This is a genomic window from Caballeronia sp. SEWSISQ10-4 2 (assembly GCF_030464885.1).
Lineage (GTDB): Bacteria > Pseudomonadota > Gammaproteobacteria > Burkholderiales > Burkholderiaceae > Caballeronia.
Genome location: NZ_JALPRJ010000046.1, coordinates 1 through 21,271, shown reverse-complemented (window position 1 = coordinate 21,271; position 21,271 = coordinate 1). Strand labels below are relative to the sequence as shown.

At 60.0% G+C, this 21,271-nt stretch carries 23 protein-coding genes and 1 pseudogene; 11 read left to right on the top strand and 13 right to left on the bottom strand.

Features of this window, described 5'->3' with window-relative positions:
* The first annotated feature begins 9 nt into the window (after positions 1-9).
* From nuoN to M0D69_RS27360, 8 genes are all read left to right on the top strand, one after another.
* Positions 10-1,488: an NADH-quinone oxidoreductase subunit NuoN gene (gene nuoN, locus M0D69_RS27395; protein WP_301785009.1), complete on the top strand. Its 1,479-nt coding sequence runs from the start codon at positions 10-12 to the stop codon at positions 1,486-1,488.
* Positions 1,488-1,784 (top strand): DUF2818 family protein, encoded by a 297-nt coding sequence (locus M0D69_RS27390; protein ID WP_301785008.1) that lies wholly within the window; start codon positions 1,488-1,490, stop codon positions 1,782-1,784. The genes nuoN and M0D69_RS27390 overlap by 1 nt, the downstream gene beginning before the upstream one ends.
* A 73-nt stretch (positions 1,785-1,857) precedes the next feature.
* Positions 1,858-2,481: an NUDIX domain-containing protein gene (locus M0D69_RS27385; protein WP_301785007.1), complete on the top strand. Its 624-nt coding sequence runs from the start codon at positions 1,858-1,860 to the stop codon at positions 2,479-2,481.
* A 216-nt stretch (positions 2,482-2,697) separates the two neighbouring features.
* Entirely contained in the window at positions 2,698-3,171 is a 474-nt protein-coding gene (locus tag M0D69_RS27380) for a DUF1178 family protein (RefSeq protein WP_301785006.1), read from the top strand.
* Between the two features lie 68 nt (positions 3,172-3,239).
* Positions 3,240-4,436, top strand: coding sequence for an acyl-CoA dehydrogenase family protein (locus M0D69_RS27375; protein ID WP_301785005.1), 1,197 nt, complete (start codon positions 3,240-3,242; stop codon positions 4,434-4,436).
* A 10-nt stretch (positions 4,437-4,446) separates the two neighbouring features.
* Positions 4,447-5,568 carry an acyl-CoA dehydrogenase family protein gene (locus tag M0D69_RS27370; RefSeq protein WP_301785004.1) on the top strand — a complete coding sequence of 374 codons (1,122 nt, stop codon included), beginning with the start codon at positions 4,447-4,449 and terminating at the stop codon, positions 5,566-5,568.
* A 30-nt stretch (positions 5,569-5,598) separates the two neighbouring features.
* Entirely contained in the window at positions 5,599-6,057 is a 459-nt protein-coding gene (locus M0D69_RS27365; protein WP_301785003.1) for a MaoC family dehydratase, read from the top strand.
* On the top strand, positions 6,054-6,506 hold the full coding sequence (locus M0D69_RS27360; protein ID WP_301785002.1) for a MaoC family dehydratase: 453 nt from the start codon (positions 6,054-6,056) through the stop codon (positions 6,504-6,506). Before M0D69_RS27365 ends, M0D69_RS27360 begins: the two co-directional genes overlap by 4 nt.
* Positions 6,507-6,578: 72 nt before the next feature.
* Here the strand turns inward: M0D69_RS27360 and M0D69_RS27355 are convergent, their stop codons facing one another.
* The 6 genes from M0D69_RS27355 to M0D69_RS27330 all read right to left on the bottom strand — a co-directional run bounded on the left by M0D69_RS27355 (position 6,579) and on the right by M0D69_RS27330 (position 12,902).
* Positions 6,579-7,271, bottom strand: coding sequence for a glutathione binding-like protein (locus M0D69_RS27355; RefSeq protein ID WP_301785001.1), 693 nt, complete (start codon positions 7,269-7,271; stop codon positions 6,579-6,581).
* A 114-nt stretch (positions 7,272-7,385) separates the two neighbouring features.
* The gene (locus tag M0D69_RS27350) at positions 7,386-8,600 is read right to left on the bottom strand and encodes an acyl-CoA dehydrogenase (protein ID WP_301785000.1); all 1,215 of its coding nucleotides are present in this window, start codon (positions 8,598-8,600) and stop codon (positions 7,386-7,388) included.
* Positions 8,601-8,619: 19 nt separating this feature from the next.
* The gene (locus M0D69_RS27345) at positions 8,620-9,729 is read right to left on the bottom strand and encodes a phosphotransferase (protein WP_301784999.1); all 1,110 of its coding nucleotides are present in this window, start codon (positions 9,727-9,729) and stop codon (positions 8,620-8,622) included.
* Positions 9,730-9,844: 115 nt separating this feature from the next.
* The gene (locus tag M0D69_RS27340; RefSeq protein ID WP_301784998.1) at positions 9,845-10,579 is read right to left on the bottom strand and encodes a histidine phosphatase family protein; all 735 of its coding nucleotides are present in this window, start codon (positions 10,577-10,579) and stop codon (positions 9,845-9,847) included.
* Positions 10,576-11,364: an oxepin-CoA hydrolase, alternative type gene (locus M0D69_RS27335; RefSeq protein WP_301784997.1), complete on the bottom strand. Its 789-nt coding sequence runs from the start codon at positions 11,362-11,364 to the stop codon at positions 10,576-10,578. The genes M0D69_RS27340 and M0D69_RS27335 overlap by 4 nt, the downstream gene beginning before the upstream one ends.
* Positions 11,361-12,902 (bottom strand): 3-hydroxyacyl-CoA dehydrogenase, encoded by a 1,542-nt coding sequence (locus tag M0D69_RS27330; protein WP_301784996.1) that lies wholly within the window; start codon positions 12,900-12,902, stop codon positions 11,361-11,363. The genes M0D69_RS27335 and M0D69_RS27330 overlap by 4 nt, the downstream gene beginning before the upstream one ends.
* Before the next feature lie 117 nt (positions 12,903-13,019).
* Here M0D69_RS27330 and M0D69_RS27325 point away from each other — a divergent pair, with 117 nt between their 5' ends.
* A complete protein-coding gene (locus M0D69_RS27325) occupies positions 13,020-13,679 on the top strand; it encodes a glutathione S-transferase family protein (protein ID WP_301784995.1) in 660 nt (219 codons plus the stop codon).
* A gap of 3 nt (positions 13,680-13,682) precedes the next feature.
* Here the strand turns inward: M0D69_RS27325 and M0D69_RS27320 are convergent, their stop codons facing one another.
* Both M0D69_RS27320 and M0D69_RS27315 read right to left on the bottom strand, forming a co-directional pair.
* A complete protein-coding gene (locus M0D69_RS27320) occupies positions 13,683-14,864 on the bottom strand; it encodes a pyridoxal phosphate-dependent aminotransferase (RefSeq protein ID WP_301784994.1) in 1,182 nt (393 codons plus the stop codon).
* A 42-nt stretch (positions 14,865-14,906) separates the two neighbouring features.
* On the bottom strand, positions 14,907-15,398 hold the full coding sequence (locus M0D69_RS27315; RefSeq protein WP_301784993.1) for a putative toxin-antitoxin system toxin component, PIN family: 492 nt from the start codon (positions 15,396-15,398) through the stop codon (positions 14,907-14,909).
* A gap of 55 nt (positions 15,399-15,453) precedes the next feature.
* Between M0D69_RS27315 and yaaA the strand changes: the two genes are divergently transcribed.
* Both yaaA and M0D69_RS27305 read left to right on the top strand, forming a co-directional pair.
* On the top strand, positions 15,454-16,233 hold the full coding sequence (yaaA, locus tag M0D69_RS27310; RefSeq protein ID WP_301784992.1) for a peroxide stress protein YaaA: 780 nt from the start codon (positions 15,454-15,456) through the stop codon (positions 16,231-16,233).
* Between the two features lie 30 nt (positions 16,234-16,263).
* Positions 16,264-17,424, top strand: coding sequence for a M14-type cytosolic carboxypeptidase (locus M0D69_RS27305; protein ID WP_301784991.1), 1,161 nt, complete (start codon positions 16,264-16,266; stop codon positions 17,422-17,424).
* 112 nt (positions 17,425-17,536) lie between these two features.
* Here M0D69_RS27305 and M0D69_RS27300 read toward each other — a convergent pair whose 3' ends face one another.
* From M0D69_RS27300 to M0D69_RS27280, 5 genes and pseudogenes are all read right to left on the bottom strand, one after another.
* On the bottom strand, positions 17,537-18,136 hold the full coding sequence (locus M0D69_RS27300; protein ID WP_301784990.1) for a hypothetical protein: 600 nt from the start codon (positions 18,134-18,136) through the stop codon (positions 17,537-17,539).
* Between the two features lie 175 nt (positions 18,137-18,311).
* Complete coding sequence (locus tag M0D69_RS27295) at positions 18,312-18,986, bottom strand: hypothetical protein (RefSeq protein ID WP_301784989.1); 675 nt, start codon at positions 18,984-18,986, stop codon at positions 18,312-18,314.
* 277 nt (positions 18,987-19,263) lie between these two features.
* Positions 19,264-19,416: pseudogene (locus tag M0D69_RS27290) on the bottom strand (LuxR C-terminal-related transcriptional regulator); the annotation flags it as partial.
* Between the two features lie 248 nt (positions 19,417-19,664).
* The gene (locus M0D69_RS27285) at positions 19,665-20,879 is read right to left on the bottom strand and encodes a DUF2863 family protein (protein WP_301784988.1); all 1,215 of its coding nucleotides are present in this window, start codon (positions 20,877-20,879) and stop codon (positions 19,665-19,667) included.
* Between the two features lie 63 nt (positions 20,880-20,942).
* A partial coding sequence (locus M0D69_RS27280; RefSeq protein ID WP_301784987.1) for a hypothetical protein occupies positions 20,943-21,271 on the bottom strand: 329 nt, incomplete at its 5' end.

Below are 21,271 nucleotides of genomic sequence, written 5' to 3'. Positions count from 1 at the left end.
TAAAAGATCATGCAAAACGCCCCCATGAGTGCTCTGTTACCCGACGGATTGTTGATGTTGATGATCGTCGTGGCCTGGTTGAACGACACCATCTTCGGCGAGAAGAGCCGTCACTCGACCTATCTGATTTCGGTTGTATCGACCATTGTGGTCGGTGTGTGGTTCGCCTTCCAGGCACTCGATCCCACGCCGCATTACTACTTCACGCGCATGTACGTGGTCGATCCGTTCGCGAGCGCCATGAAAGCGGTCGTGACACTTGGCTTTGCGGTATCGATCATCTATTCGCGCAAATATCTTGAAGATCGCGACCTGTTCCGCGGGGACTTCTTCCTGCTCGGTCTGTTCTCGCTGCTCGGGCAGTGCGTGATGATTTCAGGCAACAATTTCCTGACGCTCTATCTCGGCCTGGAACTGATGTCGCTGTCGCTGTACGCGGTGATCGCGTTGCGCAAGGACTCGCCGCAAGCCAACGAATCCGCGATGAAGTACTACGTGCTCGGTGCTCTCGCTTCGGGTTTCCTGCTCTACGGCATCTCGATGCTGTACGGCGCGACCGGCTCGCTCGAACTGAATGAAGTCGCGAAGGCGATCGCAACCGGCCGCATCAACGACGCAGTGTTGCTGTTCGGCGTGATCTTCGTGGTGGCGGGCGTGGCGTTCAAGATGGGCGCGGTGCCGTTCCACATGTGGGTGCCTGACGTGTATCAAGGTGCACCGACCGCCATGACCTTGCTGACCGGCGGTGGCCCGAAGGCCGCGGCGTTTGCATGGGGCCTGCGTTTCCTGGTGATGGCGCTGTTGCCGCTCGCAGTCGACTGGCAAGAAATGCTCGTGATCCTGGCCGCGTTGTCGCTGATCGTGGGTAATGTGACCGGTATCGTGCAGAAGAACATCAAGCGGATGCTGGCGTACTCGGCTATCTCGAACATGGGCTTCGTGCTGCTCGGCATGCTGGCGGGCGTAGTCGACGGCAAGGCTGACGGTGCGGCGAACGCGTATAGCTCGGCGATGTTCTACAGCATCATCTATCTGCTGACCACGCTCGGCACCTTCGGCATCGTGATGCTGCTGGCACGCAAGGACTTCGAAGCCGAAACGCTCGACGACTTCAAGGGCCTGAACCAGCGTAGCCCGGTGTTCGCCTTCGTGATGATGATCATGATGTTCTCGCTTGCCGGTATTCCGCCGATGGTTGGCTTCTACGCGAAGCTCGCCGTGCTCGAGGCCACCATGAACGCCGGCCTGACGTGGCTCGCGGTGCTGGCAGTGCTGTCGTCGCTGGTCGGTGCGTTCTACTACCTGCGTATCGTCAAGCTGATGTACTTCGATGCCCCCACGGACGCATCGCCAATCGTCGCGGACAACCTCAAGCGCGCGCTGCTCGCGTTCAACGGCCTGGCTGTGCTGGTGCTTGGCATTGTTCCCGGACCGTTGATGAACGCCTGCCTGGCTGCAATCTCGCACACCTTGCCGTTCCAGTTGTAATGTCGGCAGCGGGCTGGTTTATCGTGTTGTTGGCGCTGGTCGGCGCCAACCTTCCGTTCGCGAACCAGCGCCTTTTCTGCGTCATCCCGCTCAAGGCGGCGAAGAAAAGCGGCTGGATTCGCATCGCGGAAATAATCGTGCTTTATTTTTTTGTGGGTGCACTCGGCTTTATGCTTGAGGCGCGCGCAGGGAACCGCTTCGAGCAGGGCTGGCAGTTTTATGCGGTCACTTTCAGCCTGTTCCTGGTGCTCGCGTTCCCCGGCTTCACGTTCCGGTATCTCGTCAAGCGCCGCTGACGGCGACGGCCGTCGTGGCTTGATCCACGCGTTTAACGCTCACGCGTCCAACGCGTTTCCTTCAAGGTGCACGATGGCTGACATTTTTTCCACCGACTCCACCCAATCCCTTGATTTCCCCGATTCCGACGAAGGCCTGATCGAGAAAACGGTCGAGAGCAAGTTGGTGCATCAGGGCAAGTTCCTCACGCTCAAGCTCGATACGGTCGAATTGCCGGACGGCAAACACGCCACGCGTGAGTTCGTCGAACATCCTGGCGCTGTGATGATCCTGCCGCTTTTCGACGATGGCCGCGTGCTGCTCGAACGTCAGTATCGCTATCCGATCCGCAAAGTCCTGCTCGAATATCCGGCGGGCAAGCTCGATCCGAACGAAAGCGAACTGGCGTGCGCGAAGCGCGAGCTGCATGAGGAAACCGGTTATACGGCGCGCGAGTGGTTTTTCCTGACGCGTATCCATCCAGTGATTTCGTATTCGACCGAATTCATCGACTTGTATCTTGCGCGGGGATTGACAGCGGGCGAGAGCAAACTCGACGAAGGCGAGTTCCTCGAGACGTTGATCGCGGAGAGGTCGCAGATTTTCGAGTGGATCAGGAGCGGCCACATCAGCGATGTGAAGACGATCATCGGCAGCTTTTGGCTGGAAAGGATCATGTCGGGCGAATGGCAGTTGGGTGAACCGGTGAGCGATTGAGACGGCCGGTGTGTCCACAAAAAAGCGGCCGCGAAGGCCGCTTTTTATTTGTCTGATTAATCATGACAACGCATCTTTCGGCACGCGTTCCAGCGCCGGGCTAAAATTGAACGCATGTTCCCGCGATTTCATCAAACGGTCGCAGAAGCAAATTTACGAACGATCGTTCACAAAACGCGTTTTTGCGATTAAACTCTTTGGCAAGCCCCGATCAGCATGAAGGTTCTCGACTTGAAGTGCTCACACGACCATCGTTTCGAAGGCTGGTTTGCTTCGACCGATGAGTTCGAATCCCAGTTGTCGCGCAAGCTTGTGGCTTGCCCGGTGTGCTCGACAACGGAGGTGAGCCGCATGCCGTCGGCGCCGCGTCTGAATTTGTCGTCGAGTCGTTCGGATCAGAGCGAGAAGGCGGCCACTGGCTCGAACGCGGAGCCAGCGGCCCAGCCGCCGCAAGACGCCGATCACGCGCTTCAGGCACGCGCGCTGCAATTCATGCGGGAAATTCTCGCGAAGACGGAGAACGTGGGCGAGCGTTTTGCCGAGGAGGCGCGGCGCATGCATTACGACGAAGCGCCGGCGCGAAATATTCGCGGCGTCGCAACGCCCGAAGATGCGCACGCCTTGATGGAAGAAGGCATCAACGTGATGCCGTTACCGGTGCCGGCCGCACTGAAAGAGCCGCTGCAATAAGCTGATTACGTTCAGCTAAAGGCGCGTCTCCTCATGGCCGACCCGGGTCATGACAGGAGACACAGCGCATGGACCTGAACTATTCCCCCGCCGACGACGCATTCCGTGCCGACATCCGCGCCTGGCTCGACGCCAACCTGCCGCAAACTCTGCGCACCAAGGTACTCGATCACAAACGTCTAAGCCGCGACGACTACGCGAGCTGGCACAAGCTGCTCGGCACGCGCGGCTGGTCGGTCGTCGCGTGGCCGAAGGAGTACGGCGGTCCCGGCTGGGACGCGACGCAGCGCCATATCTGGGACGAAGAATGCGCACGCATCGGGGCGCCGGGCGTATTGCCGTTCGGCGTATCGATGGTGGCGCCCGTCATCATGAAATACGGCAGCGACGCGCAAAAAGCCTACTACCTGCCGCGTATTCTCGATGGTACCGACTGGTGGTGCCAGGGTTATTCGGAACCGGGTTCGGGCTCCGATCTGGCATCGCTTAGGACACGCGCCGAACGCCAGGGCGATCACTACGTGGTCAATGGCCAGAAAACCTGGACCACGCTCGGCCAATTCGCCGACATGATGTTCTGCCTCGTGCGCACGGATACCGGCGCGAAGAAGCAGGAAGGCATCTCGTTTCTTCTCATCGATATGAAAACGCCCGGCATTACCGTGCGTCCGATCATCACGCTCGATGAAGATCACGAAGTCAACGAAGTGTTCCTCGAAGACGTGAAGGTGCCGGTTGAGAATCTCGTCGGTGAGGAGAATCGAGGCTGGACCTATGCAAAGTATTTGCTCGGCCATGAACGCACGGGCATTGCGCGCGTCGGGCAATCGAAGCGTGAACTGGTGTTCCTGAAACGGCTTGCTGCCGGTCAGAAGAAGGGCGGCGTTTCGTTGCTCAACGACCCGCTGTTCTCCGCAAAAATCGCGGCGCTGGAGATCGAAATGATGGCGCTTGAAGTCACCGTGCAACGCGTGGTGGCGAGCGAGGCGAATGGACGCGGACCGGGACCGGAGGCATCGATGCTCAAGATCAAGGGCACTGAAGTCCAGCAGGCGCTGACCGAACTCATGGTCGAAGCGGTCGGCCCGCAAGCCGCCGCGTTCGATCCCGCGTATCTCGAAGGCGAACGCGAGCACAGTCTTGCCGGCGACGACGATGCCGCGCCGCTTGCCGCGTACTACTTCAACTTTCGCAAGACGTCGATCTATGGCGGCTCGAACGAAATTCAAAAAAACATCATCGCGCAGATGATTCTGGGACTGTGAGGAGCGGCACATGGACTTCAATTTCACCGATGAGCAACACCAGTTCAGGGACGCATTGCGCCGGTATCTCGACAACGAATACACGTTCGACGCACGGCAGAAGATCGTGGCGTCGAAGGAAGGTGTCAATGCAAAACATTGGACAGCGTTCACCGAGCTTGGCTTGACGGCATTGCCGGCGCCTGAAGCGCAGGGCGGTTTCGATGGCACTCCCGTCGATATGCAGGTCGTGATGCAGGAACTCGGACGTGCGCTGGTAGTGGAGCCGTACTGGGCGACGGCGGTGGGTATCGAAGCGTTGCGGCTGGCGGGCGGCGATCCCGCCGACGCGTTGCTCGAACGCGCCGCCGGCGGCGAGATCAAGCTCGCGGTGGCATTTCACGAACCGCATGCCCGCTACGATCTTTTCTCCATCGATACCACCGCGAAAGAGAATGGCGATGGCTTCGCGCTGAGCGGCCAGAAGTCGCTAGTCCTGCACGGCGCGCAGGCTGACTACTGGATTGTGCCGGCGCGATTAAACGGAGAAGTCGCGTTGTTCGCGGTTGCGCGTGAAGCGGGGAACGTAGAGATCACGGAGTATCGGACGATCGATGGCCAGCGCGCCGCGACGCTCACGTTCACCGGTACGCGCGCCACGCGTCTCGGCGGCGTCAAGACCGGCGCAGCCACGCTCGAGCGCATTGCCGACTACGCCACGTTCCTGCTGTGCGCCGAAGCCGTCGGTGTACTCGACGCGCTGAATCACGCAACGGTCGAATACACGAAAGAGCGCAAACAGTTCGGCACGCCGATCGCGCGTTTCCAGGCATTGCAGCATCGCATGGTCGAGATGCTGATTCATGCCGAGCAGGCGCGCTCGATCACGTATCTGGCAGCCGCACGATACACGAGCGAGGACGCCGATGAACGCCGCCGGGCAGTTTCAGCGGCCAAGGTTCGCGTCGGTCAGGCAGCGCGCTTCGTGGGTCAGCAGGCGGTGCAGTTGCATGGCGGCATGGGCGTGACGAACGAACTCGCGGCGGCGCACTGGTTCAAGCGTTTATCGATCATCGAGACCACGCTGGGCGATGTCGATCATCATCTCGCACGGTTTGCGTCGCTGCCTGGATTCGCCAACACCGACGTTTAATTAATCGATGCATTGAAAAGGAGAGCGGCGATGACGTTCAGCTATGAGGATTTCGAAGTTGGATCGGTGGCGCAATTGGGCGGTCATACGTTTCTGAAAGAAGAGATTATCGAATTTGCCGGGCATTATGATCCGCAACCTTTTCATTTGAGCGAGGCGGGTGGCGAGGCATCGCCGTTTGGCGGATTGATCGCCAGCGGCTGGAACACGTGTTCCGCGATGATGGGCATTCTGGTGCGCGACATGCTGTCCGATTCCACATCGATGGGTTCACCGGGACTCGATAACATCCGCTGGATCAAACCAGTCCGGGTGAACGATACCGTGAGATTGACGGTGCGGGTATTGAGCAAGCGCGTGTCCGCCAGCAAACCGGATCGGGGAATCGTGGGTACGCGCTGGGAGGCCTATAACCAGCACGACGAACTGGTATTGACCGTGGATTCAGCGGCTATATTCGGGCTTCGTCACCCGGGAGAGACTCAATGACATTAACGAGCGCGGCCGAGTTCAAGGCCGCGGAGGGCAGGGACGAATATGTGAGCGAGTGGTTGGAAATCGATCAATCACGCGTCAACAAATTCGCCGATGCCACCAACGATCACCAGTGGATCCACGTCGACGTAGAAAGAGCGAAAAAAGAATCGCCGTTTGGTGGACCGATCGCGCATGGATTCCTGACCCTGGCACTGATCCCGATGTGGCTGGAACAGTGTGTGCCGATGCAGCAAAAGATGGGTGTGAATTACGGCATGAACAAGGTGCGCTTCATGTCGCCGGTGCCGGTTGGAGCGAAGCTGAGGGCGAAGTTCGTCGTGGGAACGGTGACGGACGTGGAAGCAAATGGCGTGCAGGTTATCTGGCGCGTCACGCTGGAGAAAGAAGGAAGTGACAAGCCGGTATGCATCGCGGAGTTCATCACCCGGCATTATTTTTGAAGTTTCGTGGCTGTGGCTCCAATGTGCAGTAAGCAGGCAGGCTTCTCGAAAGAGGAACCTGCCGTCGCGCATTTAACGCCTCGCGTACTGCTGCGCGCCGAATAAAACTTCGCGTTGTTTATCGCCCGTGAGTTCTTTGCGTGCCGAGGCCAGTACTTCAACGCCTCTCACAACAGCCGGCCGCGCGGCGATGGTCTCGAACCATCGCTTGACGTTCGGGAATTCGTCTAGTTCGATCCCTTGGTTTTTCCAGGACCGCGTCCACGGGAACGTCGCGATATCGGCGATGGAATATTCATTTCCAGCGAGAAACCGGGTCACGCCCAATTGTTTATCCATCACGCCGTACAAGCGTCTGGCTTCGTTCGAATATCGGTTAACCGCATATTCGATCTTCTCAGGCGCATAAATCCGGAAATGATGCGCCTGGCCGAGCATGGGTCCGACACCGCCCATCTGAAACATCAACCATTGCATGGTCGTATACCGGCCGACAGGATCCTGAGGCAAAAACTTCCCCGTCTTCTCAGCGAGATAAAACAGAATCGCACCAGATTCAAAGAGCGCTAGCGGCTTACCATCCGGTCCATCGCTATCGATAATCGCGGGAATCTTGTTATTCGGGCTGATAGCCAGAAACTCGGGCGTGAACTGATCGCCGGCACCGATATCGATGGGAATCGCTTTGTACTCAAGTCCGACTTCTTCGAGCATGATATGAATCTTGTGGCCGTTCGGCGTGGCCCAGCTATAGACATCGATCATCTTTGCTCCTGGTGCTGAACTCGGGAAATGGCGACCCTGCGCAAGCAGAAGTCGCCACTCAAAAACGCTGCCGAAAATTAGACCATAGTTCGCAAGAAGACGCTGAACGCGGGCTCACGCGTACCGTGAAAGCTCCAGCTTGGCGATGGCGTTCCGATGCACTTCATCGGGCCCGTCGGCGAGCCTCAACGTCCGTGCGTGGGCATAGGCGTAAGCCAGCGGAAAATCATCCGACACACCGCCCGCGCCGTGCGCCTGAATCGCCCAATCGATGATCTGGCACGCGATATTCGGTGCAACCACCTTGATCATCGCGATCTCGCCGCGCGCGCCCTTATTGCCGACGGTGTCCATCATGTAAGCCGCTTTCAGGGTGAGCAGACGCGCCTGTTCGATCATGATGCGGGCCTCGGCAATACGCTCCTGCGTCACGCCGTGCGCGGCAATCGGCTTGCCGAAAGCAACGCGTTGCAGTGTGCGCTTCGACATCAGTTCGAGCGCGCGTTCAGCTAATCCGATCAGGCGCATGCAGTGATGAATCCGGCCCGGCCCAAGGCGCCCCTGCGCGATTTCAAAACCGCGTCCTTCGCCGAGCAACATATTCGACACCGGCACGCGGACGTTTTCCAGCGTGATATCCATGTGGCCGTGTGGCGCGTCGTCGTAACCGAAGACCGGGAGCGGCCGATGCACAGTGATGCCGGTTGCATCGGCGGGAACGAGGATCATCGATTGCTGCTGATGTTTCGGCGCGTCCGGATCGGTCTTGCCCATCACGATATACACCTTGCAGCGCGGGTCGCCGGCGCCTGACGACCACCATTTGTGGCCGTTGATCACGTAGCTGTCGCCGTCGCGCGCGATGCTGCACTGAATGTTCGTGGCATCCGACGAAGCCACGTCCGGCTCGGTCATCAGGAACGCCGAGCGAATCTCGCCTTGCAGCAGCGGTTCGAGCCATTGCAGCTTTTGCTGATCGCTGCCATAACGTTCGATGGTCTCCATATTGCCCGTGTCCGGCGCGCCGCAATTGAACACTTCGGGCGCCCATGGCACGCGGCCCATGATCTCGCAGAGCGGCGCGTATTCCAGATTGCTCAGTCCGGCACCGCGCTCGGAGGCGGGCAGGAACAGATTCCACAGGCCGGCATCACGGGCTTTTTCCTTGAGCGTTTCGATGAGCTCCGTCGGAATCCATGCGTTGCCGTTTGCTCGGTTTGTCGCGACTTCACGGTTGAAAACGCGCTCGTTCGGATAGATGTGTTCATCGAAGAAGCTCGTCAGCTTTTGGCGCAGTTCCTGCACTTTCGGCGTGTAATCGAAATTCATGTCGTCTCCTTGTTGGGCTCTATTCACCGACTTTCTGCGCATACGACCACGCGAGTTCAGCCATCGGTTTTGCGCGCTTTCCTGCGTCGATAGCTTGTGCGCTCGCCGCCGTGCCTTCGCTCACGCGCTTCATGATTCCCTGCAGGATCGCGGCGATGCGAAACATGTTGTAGGCGAGGTAGAAATTCCAGTCGCCCTGGATTGCGAGGCCCGTGCGGGCGAGGTATTTCGCGACGTATTTGTCTTCATCGGGAATGCCGAGCGCCGCCCAGTCGAGGCCGCCGATACCGCGAAATTGCGTCGGGTCGACGTGCCACGCCATGCAGTGGTAAGCGAAATCGGCGAGCGGATCGCCGAGCGTGGACAGCTCCCAGTCGAGCACGGCAAGCACGCGTGGTTCGGTCGGATGGAAGATCAGGTTATCGAGCCTGAAGTCGCCATGAACAATCGATACACGCTCCGCCGGCGCGCCTTCTGCGCTACGCGGAATATGCTTCGGCAGCCATTCGATCAGCTTGTTCATCGCGTCGATAGGCTCGGTCTCCGACGCAACGTATTGCTTGCTCCAGCGACCGATCTGACGCTCGAAGTAGTTGCCGGGCTTGCCGTAGGTTTCGAGGCCGGCTTGTGCGATATCGACCGAATGGAGCGCCGCGATTACGCGGTTCATCTCGTTGTAGATCGCACCGCGTTCGGACGGTGTCATGCCCGGCAGCGCCTGATCCCACAACACGCGTCCTTCGATGAACTCCATCACGTAGAACGCGCGCCCGATGACGCTTTCGTCCTCGCACAGGGCGAACATTTTTGCGACCGGAACGTCGGTGCCCGCGAGCGCATCCATCACGCGATATTCGCGATCGATCGCATGCGCCGATGGCAACAACTTCGCCGCCGGCCCTGGCTTCGAGCGCATCACGTAACTGCGCGCGGGCGTGATCAACTTGAAGGTAGGATTCGATTGACCGCCGGCGAATTGCTCGACGCTGACCGGACCGGCGAAGCCGTCAACGCGGGTTTCCAGCCACGCCGATAACGCCGGGATATCGAACTGTTGCCGCTCGTTGACCGGACGCGTTCCTTCGAACGCTGAAAAATCCTGTGGTGCGGGCGTATCGTTTGAAGCCATCGTTGTCTCCTCCGGTCTTGCGTTTGTTGAGCGTTCGTTAAGCGCTCGTTAGGGACCCCGCAGACCCGCGCCGTTTTCGACGCTGTCGTTCTGCGGTCAAGCCGCATGGTGACTGTTACTTCATGAGCGATTTAAAGCGGACAAATTGCGCGTAGAGCAGTTCCATCGTCGTGTTTCGTACGGTGGCGTGAAGCGGCGAGGGCGGCGAATGGTTTAGCGCGCGGATCACCCAGTCGCCCGGTTTATCGCCGACATCGAGCGCGTTGATACAGCCCGTGGTCTGCGAAAGATGGCCGAAAAACGTGCGGCCGCCACTGGTGATCGCATGCGACAACAACGCGCGATTGACCCCGCCGTGCAGCACAAGCAGCACGGTGTCCCACGATGCATCGTCGCGCAGTCGTTGCAGCGGCGGCAGCACGCGATCAAGCAATTCACCGATGGTTTCGCCACCAAGAAACGCCGTTGTTTCGGGCACGATGCCATCGAAGACGCTGAGAAACGCGCGCTCGAAATCCTTCGGCGGAAGGTCCCCCAGCCGGCCGCCGCGAATCTCCTGCCATTGCGGCCAGACATCGATATCGATCTGCTGACCGGTTTCGGCCAGCACGCGTTGCGCCGTCTCAAGCGTGCGCGGCAAGCCGCTTGCGATGACTTTATCGAAGCGAATCTGCTGCGCTTTGAACTCGCGTCCCGCGGCGCTCGCTTCGTCGCGGCCGCGTTGATTCAGCGGCACGCTTTCCGGATCGATGGCGCGGCCGCTTGCATCGAAGTAAGTGACGTCGCCGTGACGCATCAGGAAGATGCGGCGGCGTTTGGGCAGTTCGTACGTAGACGTGGTGGAGGTCATTTGTAGAGCGGTGGCCGCTTTTCGAGGAACGCGTTGATGCCTTCGAGCGCGTTGCCGTTATGCAGTGCATCGACGAAACCATCGCGTTCGGCGTCTAGTTGTTCCGCTAGCGGTTGCGTCTCGGCAGCAGCGATCAGCGTCTTGATCCGAGCCAGCGCTTTCGGCGCCATGTGACCCAGTTCGTCCGCCCAGGCGATGGCGGCATCGAGCGCCGCGCCCGGCTTCGTTACGCGGTTCACTACACCGACTTCGTTCAGCCGTGTTGCGCCAATCGGCTTTGCTTCGAGCAGGATTTCGGTGGCGAGCGCACGCGGCAACGCGCGTGTGAGGAACCACGAGCCGCCGCCATCGGGCGTGAGGCCCACGCGGGCGTAGGACATGACGAACTTGGCATCGTCGGCGGCGACCAGCAGATCGCACGCAAGCGCGAGCGAGAAACCCGCGCCGGCCGCCGCGCCTTCCACGGCCGCGATCACCGGTTTCGTCGATGACCTCAGCGCCACGATCCATTCCCCGAGCATGTCGATACTCGCTGCCTGTACCGAGGGATCCTTCGCACGATTCTCGAGCAACCGGTTCAGATTACCGCCGGCGCAAAAGAAGTTATCGGCGCCGGTCAGCACGATGGCGCGCACCGATGTATCGCGTTCAGCCGTATTCATCGCTTCGATGCCGGCTGCGTACATGTCCGGATGCAACGCGTTGCGCGCGCCCGGATTGGACAGCTTGAGAACAAGCGTAGTGTCGCTTTCGGCGGGCCGGACGGAGAGCAGTTCGGCGCTCATTTTGCGGCCTCATCGGAGGTCAGGGACAGGCCGAGTTGCGCACGGCGCGTGAGCCACGGCGACGGACGATATCGCGGATCGCCTAGCGCAGCCTGCATGTTGCGCAGGATCGTGAGCAGGGTGCTCGCCCCGAGCGCGTCGCCGAGGGCGAGCGGGCCGCGCGGATAGCCAAGACCAAGCGTCACGGCGAGATCGATATCGGCTGGCGTCGCGATGCGCTGCTGCGCGATATCGCAACCAATGTTGACGATGGTCGCGACCACACGTTGCGCGACAAAGCCGGTCGAGTCGCGGATCACGGTGACGGGAACGCCATCGAAAGCGAAGAGCGCGTGCGCGGCGTCGCGGAATTCGGCAGTAGTGGCGGGCGTTGTCATGATCGTGCGGCGCGCGGCGTCGGCGAGCGGAAACAATGTATCGATAGCCACCGTGCGCGACGCATCCAGCTTTTCCGCGACGCACGCCGTGGTCGCGTCGTGACCGAGCGGCGTGACGATGATCAGCGAATCCAAGGCGGGCGTGCCGCCGGTATCGATGGTGACATTCGCTTCCATCTTCGCGATCAGCTTGAACACTTCCTCACGTGCATGGGCAGATGAGCGGCTCACCCACACGCGACGCGGCAGCGTTGCAGGCGCCGGCGCTTCCTCGGGGATCTGCTGCTTGCCGTCCACATACTTATAAAAACCTTCTCCGACCTTGCGCCCGATCAAACCACCGGCGAGCCGCGTGCCCGTAATCGGAGAGGGTGTAAAGCGCGGCTCTTCATAGAACTGGTGATAGATCGACTCCATCACCGGATGCGAGACGTCGAGCGCCGTCAGGTCGAGCAACTCGAATGGTCCGAGCCGGAAGCCGGCTTGTTCGCGCATGATCCGGTCGATATCGGCGAAACTCGCCACGCCTTCGCTCGCGATTCGCAGGCCTTCGGTATTCATGCCGCGCCCGGCGTGATTCACGATAAACCCCGGCATGTCCTTCGCGCGCACGGCCGTGTGGCCCATCTGACGGCCGAGCGCCATCAGCGCGTCGCCGGCGGCGGGATCACCCCGCAAGCCGTCGATCACTTCGACCACTTTCATCAGCGGCACGGGGTTGAAGAAGTGGAGGCCAACCACGCGCTCCGGTTTTGCACACCCGGCGGCAATCGCGGTAATCGATAACGACGACGTGTTCGACGCTAGGATGCACTGCTCGCCGACCACACCCTCCAGCTCGTGGAACAACTCCCGCTTGATCTCCAGCTTTTCCACAATCGCTTCGATCACCACATCGCAATCGGCCAGATCACCGATCGCGCCGGCCGCATGAATGCGCGCCAGCGCGGCGTGCGCGTCGGCTTCGTTCAGCTTGCCTTTTGCGGCGAGTTTGTTCAGGGTATCGGCGAGATAGTCGCGCGCGGCCGCGATGGCTTGCTGGTTGGTGTCGTACAGACGCACGCTCAGGCCACCCAGCGCCGCGATCTGCGCAATGCCGCGTCCCATGGCGCCGCTGCCGACAATGCCCAAGGTCCGAATCTCTATGTCGCGAAAACTCATGGCGTGTCTCACTCCTTATTTGCTAGATTAGCACGATCGTACTGTTTATGAGGTGACCCCAAAAGGCCGCCGATTGCCTGCTTTGCTTAAAAACGAAAGATGTCCAGGAGACTCAAGATGCTCAAGCTGTATGGTTTTCCACTGTCCAACTACGTGAACAAGGTGAAGTTCGTGCTGCTCGAACACGGCATCCCGTTCGAGGAGGTGCGCGCGAATTTCGGCCAGGACGAAGCAACACTCGCGCGCTCGCCGCTCGGCAAGGTTCCGTACGTGGAAACCGAAGCCGGATCGCTGTGCGAGTCGCAGGTGATCGTCGAATATCTGGCGAGCGTCTATCCGGAGAAGCCCATTTTTTCCGCCGATCCGTTCACGGCCGCCAAGGAGCGCGAGATGATCGTGTTCATGGAAACCCACCTGGAACTGGCCGCCCGCGAGCTATACAAGCAGGCGTTTTTCGGCGGCACCGTGACCGACTACACGAAGGCGCGCGCGGAAAAACGGCTTCGGCACGGCATTGCGGGATTCAGGCGGATTGCGAAGTTTGAACCGTACGCGCTCGGCACGACCTTCAGTATCGCCGATGTGAGTGCATTCGTGAATTTGCCGCTGATCGGGCTGACGACGAAAGCGATTTATGGAGGAGATTTTCTGCTGGACGCGGGGATCGACTGGAAGGTGCACAACAAGCTGGTAGGCGAGCGGCCGGCCGCGCAAAAAGTAACGGCGGACCGGCTCGCGTTCATGGAAGCACAGAAGAAAGCGCTGCCGAAGATCTAGTCTTTAAAGACTGGCGAGACGCTCGAGCGCGGTGCGCAGCGTCTCTTCCTTTTTCGCGAAGCAAAAGCGTACGACGCCCGATTCATGGCTCTCGTGATAGAAGGCTGAGACGGGAATCGCGGCAACGCCAATTTCGCTCGTGAGCCATTGCGAGAACTCGGCTTCGGGCAGCTCGCTGATGGCCGAATAGTCGACGCACTGGAAATACGTGCCGTCGCAAGGCAGCAGCTTGAAGCGTGAGTTGGCGAGGCCATCGCGGAAAAAATCGCGCTTTTGCTGATAAAAAGCAGGTAATTCCAGGTACGGTGCGGGATCTTTCAGATATTCCGCGATGCCGACCTGCATCGGCGTGTTCACCGTGAACACGTTGAACTGATGGACCTTGCGAAATTCAGCGGTCAGCGCGGCGGGCGCGGCGACGTAACCCAGCTTCCAGCCCGTCACGTGAAAAGTCTTGCCGAAACTCGACACCACGAAGCTGCGCGCGGCCAGGTCCGGATAGCGGCACACACTTTCATGCGGGGCGCCGTCAAAGACCATGTGTTCGTAGACTTCGTCGGAGAGAATCAGCACGTCGGTGTCGCGCATGATCTCGTCGAGCTTTTGCAAGTCGGCGGTGCGCCAGACGCGGCCGGTCGGGTTATGCGGCGAGTTGATGATCAGCAGGCGCGTTTTCGGCGTGATCGCGGCGGCGAGCTTGTCGAAGGGCAGCGCGTATTCGGGCGCTTCCAGCGATACAAACACCGGTTTGCCGCCCGCCAGTTCGATTGCGGGCACATAGCAGTCGTACATGGGCTCGATCACGATCACTTCGTCGCCCGGATGCACGCAGCACAAGATGGCGGTCAGGATGGCCTGGGTCGCGCCGGCCGTGACCGTGATCTCACGTTCGACGTCGTATTTGCGCCCGTACAGGCGCTCGATCTTTTCGCTGATCGCGTGGCGCAGCGGCGCGGCGCCGGCCATCGGCGGATATTGGTTGTGGCCATCGCGCATGGCGTTCGACACCGCGTCCACAATGCGCGGATCACACGCGAAATCGGGAAACCCCTGGCCGAGATTGACCGCGCCTTTTTGCGTCGCGAGCGCGCTCATGACCGTAAAGATGGTCGTGCCGACGTTCGGCAGGCGCGAGGTGATGGCGGGAACAGCGGACGGGTTTGGAAGGTCGTGCGAGGCGTTCATGATGTGGGCGATCGGCTGCGCTAAAGGAAAAGGTGTCCCATTTTAAACATCGAGAGCGTTCGTTTCCGTATTAGCCTCAATGTGTGCTTCAAAGCTGGTCACGAACGGCGCGGGCTGGGCGATTCGAAACCCGAAGTCGCGTGCGGTCCGCTTGGCGAGTTTAAGCAGCGCGCGATCCTTCGATACCAGCCAGTCCGCCTTGATCGCGTGCGCCAGTTCGAGAAACTTCTGGTCGTCGCGATCACGGCATTTCGGCAATGGCGGCGCGTCTTCGGGCAGCGGTTCGGGTTCGACGAGTTGCGACAGCCGCGCGACAGTTTCAAGCGCGTCGGCCTTTTTCACGGCAAAGCGCACGAACTGTGGATAGTCCAGCACATACGTCAGTTCTTTGAGGCAGCGCGAGTCGATCAGCGCTTCCAGCGTACCGGCTTCGAGCGCGGCGCGAATCGGGCGCGTGATGGGGTCGTCGAATACCAGGATGTCGATCCAGACATTCGAATCCAGCACGGCGCGCAGCGCGGGGGATTTTTTCATTCGATACAATCGAGGGTTTCCGTCTTCATCGTTGGCAGCATGCCGGCGAGCCCCTATGATAATCGTTCTCTCGCCGGCCAAATCGCTCGACTACGAGACCCCGCCTCACGTCACCAAGCACACGTTGCCTGAATTCACGGCGGATTCCGCTGAATTGATCGACGCTCTGCGTAAGCTCTCGCCACAGGAAATCGGCAGCCTCATGCATATCTCCGATCCGCTCGCGCGACTGAATTTCCAGCGTTACGCGGACTGGTCTCCGACGTTCGGCACGCATAATTCAAAGCAGGCCATGCTCGCTTTCAATGGCGACGTCTACGAGGGTTTTGACGCGAAGTCGCTCCACGCTCCGGATCTCGACTACGCGCAAAACCACGTGCGCGTGCTGTCGGGGCTTTACGGATTGCTGCGGCCGCTGGATCTGCTGCAGCCGTATCGGCTGGAGATGGGCACGAAGTTCGCCAATGCGCGAGGCAAGGATTTGTATGCGTTTTGGGGCGAGCGCATCACGTCCGCACTGAACGCGCAGATGAAAAAGCAGAAGGGCGCGCGCGTGCTGGTCAACTGCGCGTCGGGCGAGTATTTCAAGTCGGTCCAGCCTAAGCGTCTGGACGCGTCGGTGGTGTCGCCCGTGTTCCAGGACTGGAAGAATGGCCAGTACAAGATCATCAGTTTCCACGCGAAACGCGCGCGCGGCTTGATGGCGCGGTTTGCGGTGCAAAATCGGATTGACGAGCCAGAAGGTCTGAAAAATTTCGACAGCGAAGGTTATGCCTTCGATAACAAGGCATCGACTGAAACGACTTATGTGTATCGCCGACGGCTCAGTCTATAAAGCCTCGACGGTATCAATCAAGGAAGCGTCATGAGCATCTCAATCACGAGTCAATTCGATGCAGGCGCGATCGACGTCCTGTCCACCGACAATCCCGCGGCTATTCGCCTGCGGGTCCGTCCCGACAGCCACGCCGATTTCGCGCAGTGGTTTTACTTCCGCGTCTCGGGCGTGCGCGACGAGCCGCTCACGATGACCTTCGAGAACGCCGCCGACTGCGCATTCGCCGACGGCTGGCGCGACTATCGCGCGGTAGCGAGCTACGACCGGATCAACTGGTTCCGCGTGCCGACGCGTTACGACGGCCGTGTGCTGACCATCGAGCACACGCCCGATTTCGACGCTGTCTACTACGCGTATTTCGAGCCGTATAGTGAAGAGCGCCACGCGGGTTTCCTCGGCGCCGTGCAGCAGATGCCGCACGCGACGCTGACGGAAATAGGCCGGACGGTGCAGGGCCGGCCGATGTCGCTGGTGACGCTAGGGCTGAGCGAAGAGGCGGAGCAACCAGCGAAGCCCAAGAAGAATGTGTGGATCATCGCGCGCCAGCATCCTGGCGAAACGATGGCCGAGTGGTTCGTTGAAGGTCTGATCAAACGGTTAGCCGGTTGGGGCGACTGGGCGGGTGATCCGGTCGCGCGTTTGATCTTCGATCACGCCGTGTTCCATATCGTGCCGAACATGAATCCCGATGGCAGCGTGCTTGGCAACCTGCGCACGAATGCAGCGGGTGCGAACCTGAATCGCGAATGGATGGAGCCCGACGCGGCGCGCAGTCCCGAAGTGCTCGCCGTGCGCAATGCCATTCACGCACTGGGCTGTGATCTTTTCTTCGATATCCACGGCGACGAAGCGTTGCCTTACGTGTTCGTGGCCGGCTCGGAGATGCTGCCCGGCTTCACCGAAAAACAGGCGCAGGAACAGAAGGCGTTCATCGAATGCTTCAAGCAGGCGAGCCCGGATTTTCAGGACGTGTACGGCTACGAGGCGAGCAAGTACCAGACGGACGCGTTGAAGCTGGCGTCGAAGTATGTCGGCAATGAGTTCGGTTGCTTGTCGCTGACGCTCGAAATGCCGTTCAAGGACAACGCGAATCTGCCGGACGAGCGGGTGGGGTGGAACGGTGAGCGCAGCGCAGCGCTGGGGGCGTCGATGCTTCAGGCGATCCTGCGGCATCTGCAGGCGTTCTGACGCTAGCGAGTGGAGTGAACCGAACTCACGCGCGCAGTACGTGTGGTTCGACGCGCTTCAATCAAAAGGGCGTGATCTCTGAGACTGACGATCACGTCCTTTTGTTTTGGCGTTAGTGGTTCTTTTTGCCCGACGATTTTTTTGTCGTCTTGCCGCCGGCTGCTTTCGATTTCGATCCCGCCTTGCCCTTGACAGCGCCATGCCGGCCTTTTGCGCCGTGGCCCGAGCGGGGTTCGGCGCGTGGTCTGGCCGATGGCACGGGATCGTTCCAGCCGAAGGCCAGCATCTGGCTGCCGACATAGCCGCAGCGGAACTTGAGTGTCGACGGGCTGGAGTCGCCGTCCTTGGTTACCCCGAGGCCTTCGACCGTCACGACGTTGTCGACCTTGATGCGCTGCTTATGTTCGTCGAAAGAGTCGTTCCACGGGACGATACTGCCGTGGGCGGAATCGAAGGAACTGGCCGGAAACTCCACATGGTCAAACGCCGTCGATGTACTCGCCACGAAGCTGCCATGCGCGGCGCAATCGGCCATCAAGGGATTGGCGTTGAAGTCGGTGACGAAGTGATTGACGAGCTCGTTGCGTTCGTCGAGCGTGTCGGCGAACGCGGTAGCGCTGCAAGCGGCCGACACGAATGTCGCCATTGATGCAATCGCCACCAGCCGGCCGACCAACCGGAGCAGTCGACGCGGTACTTGAATACTATCCATCGGGTTCTGCACTAAAGAGACAACAGGCACGTAAGATGCCCGACAGTGAACGGGAGTTCCATCTTATATTAAATTCTTCGCAAGCCCACCGACGATGGTCGGCCTCGGCACAGGCTCCACGATGGATTGCGCGATGGATTGTGATGCGGGACTGCGTTTGAAATCGATGCAGCGTTCAGACGCGCGGCCCACGATCGAGCCGATAACGCCGGACGTCGAATGTGGTGATCCAGGTAGGCCGGTAGACGGTGATCAGGATGGTGAACACGCCGGTGAATAACGCTTCGCCTGCCACCAGCAGTGACGCGGCCAGCGTAAATCCAGCCGGGACAATAAGCCGGCCATCGGCGAGTACGATCTGCAACAGCAGTCCCGCGGAGCACGCCACCGCAACGGCGCATGCCGACGTCAGGAAACCGTGACCGAGGATGAAAACGAAGAGGCTGCGCGGGATCCACGCCTGGATGGCCTTCTGTAGCAGAGAGGACACGGCGACGGGCAGTGCCCCAAACAGTATGAAGGTCACAGGAACGCCGGGCCACGATGCATCCAGCACGACGGCGGCCAGCCCGGTGGTCACGGCCATGCCGACCAGAGCGAGTTGCCAGTCGAACAGCGTGACCATGAGCGTGGCGCCAAGCAAATGAATGGCGGGACCGTCTTCGAACCAGGTGTTGCAAGCCCACAATACCGTCACTGCAACGACGATTCCGAACCAGACATGCTGAAGCGTCCCGTCCTGCAACCGGCGAAACGGGTTCTGCCAGATTGCAAGCGCGAGCACGCCCGCAGTGACAATCCAGCCACCTATTGCGAGCCAAAGCGGAAGAGGTGTGTAGAAGAAACCCATAAATCTTATATTACTCGTTTGTGCCCGAAAACGCGTGCATTGACTGTGCCAGGGGGGATTTTCCAACACACAACGAGCGGAATCACGCGTTGTGTGTTGGTTTTGAAATGACCGCGTTCAGTCGCCGAAGCGGGGTTGAGGTTCGGCTGCCATCGGCAACAAATGCTCTTCAACCTCCGGAAGCGGCGCGTAAGTCAGCAAGGCGGTGGCGCGTAGCGGCAGCGGGCCGGCGTCACCAAGCGCAGGTCGTGGCGATGCGTCGGCTTCGCGTTTCAGAACCGCGTTTCAGAACCTCGAGATAGCCGTTCTGCCAACCGTTATAAATAGCGATGGCGGCGGCGCGGTTCGGCGCCCCGCGTTGCTGGACGATACCGCCCAGGTAGATCTTGACCGTACCCTCGCTAATCCCAAGTGTCTTCGCGATGATCCTTTAATCCGTGGTCAAACATGGCTGGCGCGTCTTACAAAAAAAGGCCGTTCCAACGGATGTTGGAACGGCCTTTGTGTCTCGAGAAGTTACGGTTGAATCCTTCAGGATTTCCGTCGCACAGCATTTCGCGAGTTCGAATGCGCTAACGACTCAATTGCGACGCTCTCTCGCTTCGATCGCGTACGTTGACGCAAACCACGGGTCGATGATGTTCGGCGCAAGAGCCGTAACCGGTACGGCCTCTCAAGTCAGTGAAAATGCGGTTGGGCGGGCTCAGCGTCTTCCGGCATTTCCGCATGGACGATTTCGCCAAGCGGATCCGCGTACAGCGGCACGCCGCAGTCGTCGCAATACTCCGGCTCGAAACGGCCAGTATGCCGACGCACGTCAGTTACGCCCGAGCGCTTCAACAACGCAACGATCTCTTCGACAGGACCGTCCGCGCCTTCGAGTTCGGCTGCGTCTTCCGCCACGCTAATTTCGCCGTTTTCCCGTCCGTAGAGTGGCCAGACGACGCCATAGATCACGTCGTTATTTCCACGGCGCGTAAAGCCGATCCGATATTCGTCCACGCGCTGCTCGCCGAACCCCGCAATCACGGCGCGCAGCTCGTCGGGCGCTGTGCCGAGGGTATCGAACAGGTATCGAACGGCGGTGCGGACCGAGTGTGGCCGAACTTGTTCGTCTGCGTCGCGGCAAGCCGAATAGTAGGCGTCGGGCAGCAGGCATTCGAACTCACAGCCGGGCAGGACGGCCGCAAAGCTTGCGCCGCCTTGCGCCGCCCAGCGTTCGAGGCACTGACCGCGTTCGATTCGGGCGCCGGCCGTTTCCTCTTGCCACCGAAACAACGCTGCGCCGGTGGGCACGACGGCCATGGCAAGCAAAAAGCGCGGATCGGCGAGGATCGGTGACGTCTCTGGCAAGTCGGCGAGATTAAGGCGCGCAGGCGCGTGGCCGAGCACGGTTTGCATGAGTTGCTGCGCGACGCGTGCTGTTTCCACATGATGCCGCGGCAACTGGTCGATGCTGTAAAGATACGGTGCAACCGCGACCTTGGCGCCTTCCGCGAGCACATGCGCTTGCAGTTGAGTGCGCAATGCGTCGACCACATCGGCCTTGAGCGGCCCGGATGGGATCGAGTAACGCGTCCACGCCAGCACTGGTGCGGCAATTAGCAGCGCTTCGTGCGGCACGCCGTCGATCTCGGTTGCGAACGACTCGCTTTGCGTTTCCGCCATGTCGGCGAGCGCGCCATAGGCGTCCGGGAACTTCAATTGGAGGTGGTCGAGTGCGGCATCGAGCGCAGTCTGGTTGCCGTTGCGAACAATTTTTCCGAGAAGCGTGTCGAGGCGCGCTTCCCAGAACCGGTCTTCTATACGGCTGCCCGACGCGAACAGCGAGAGCGAAAGACCGACAAGCTTGTCGGCGTCCGGGGGGAGTCGTTTGGCGATTCGCGAGCGCATAGGGAGGCAGTTATCAGGTGCAGAGAACCTTAGATTGTAGTCGCTATGAGTCCGCTTGAACCATCAGGGCACCGCCTCTCTGCGATGCGGGTTTTTGAGCGCATTGTCAGAGCGGATGAAGTGATCGCTGAAATTCTTTTCGCGAACCCCTTGCGCGGGGATGAAACGGGCACTAGAATTCCGTTCCTTCGCTTCTCGATGAGGCGAAGGGAAGTGAGAAGGTGGGTGGGGCGTGGCGCGATAGAGGATGCCGCGGAGCCAAGCAGGACGGGCTTCGCAGCGAATCGGAAAGTCGGGGTTGAGTAAAAAACCTGTTGACGAAACGCGAAGCGCCGGACATAATCTCGTTTCTGTGCTGCGACTGCAGCGACGCGAAAGCGGCGGATCTGGAA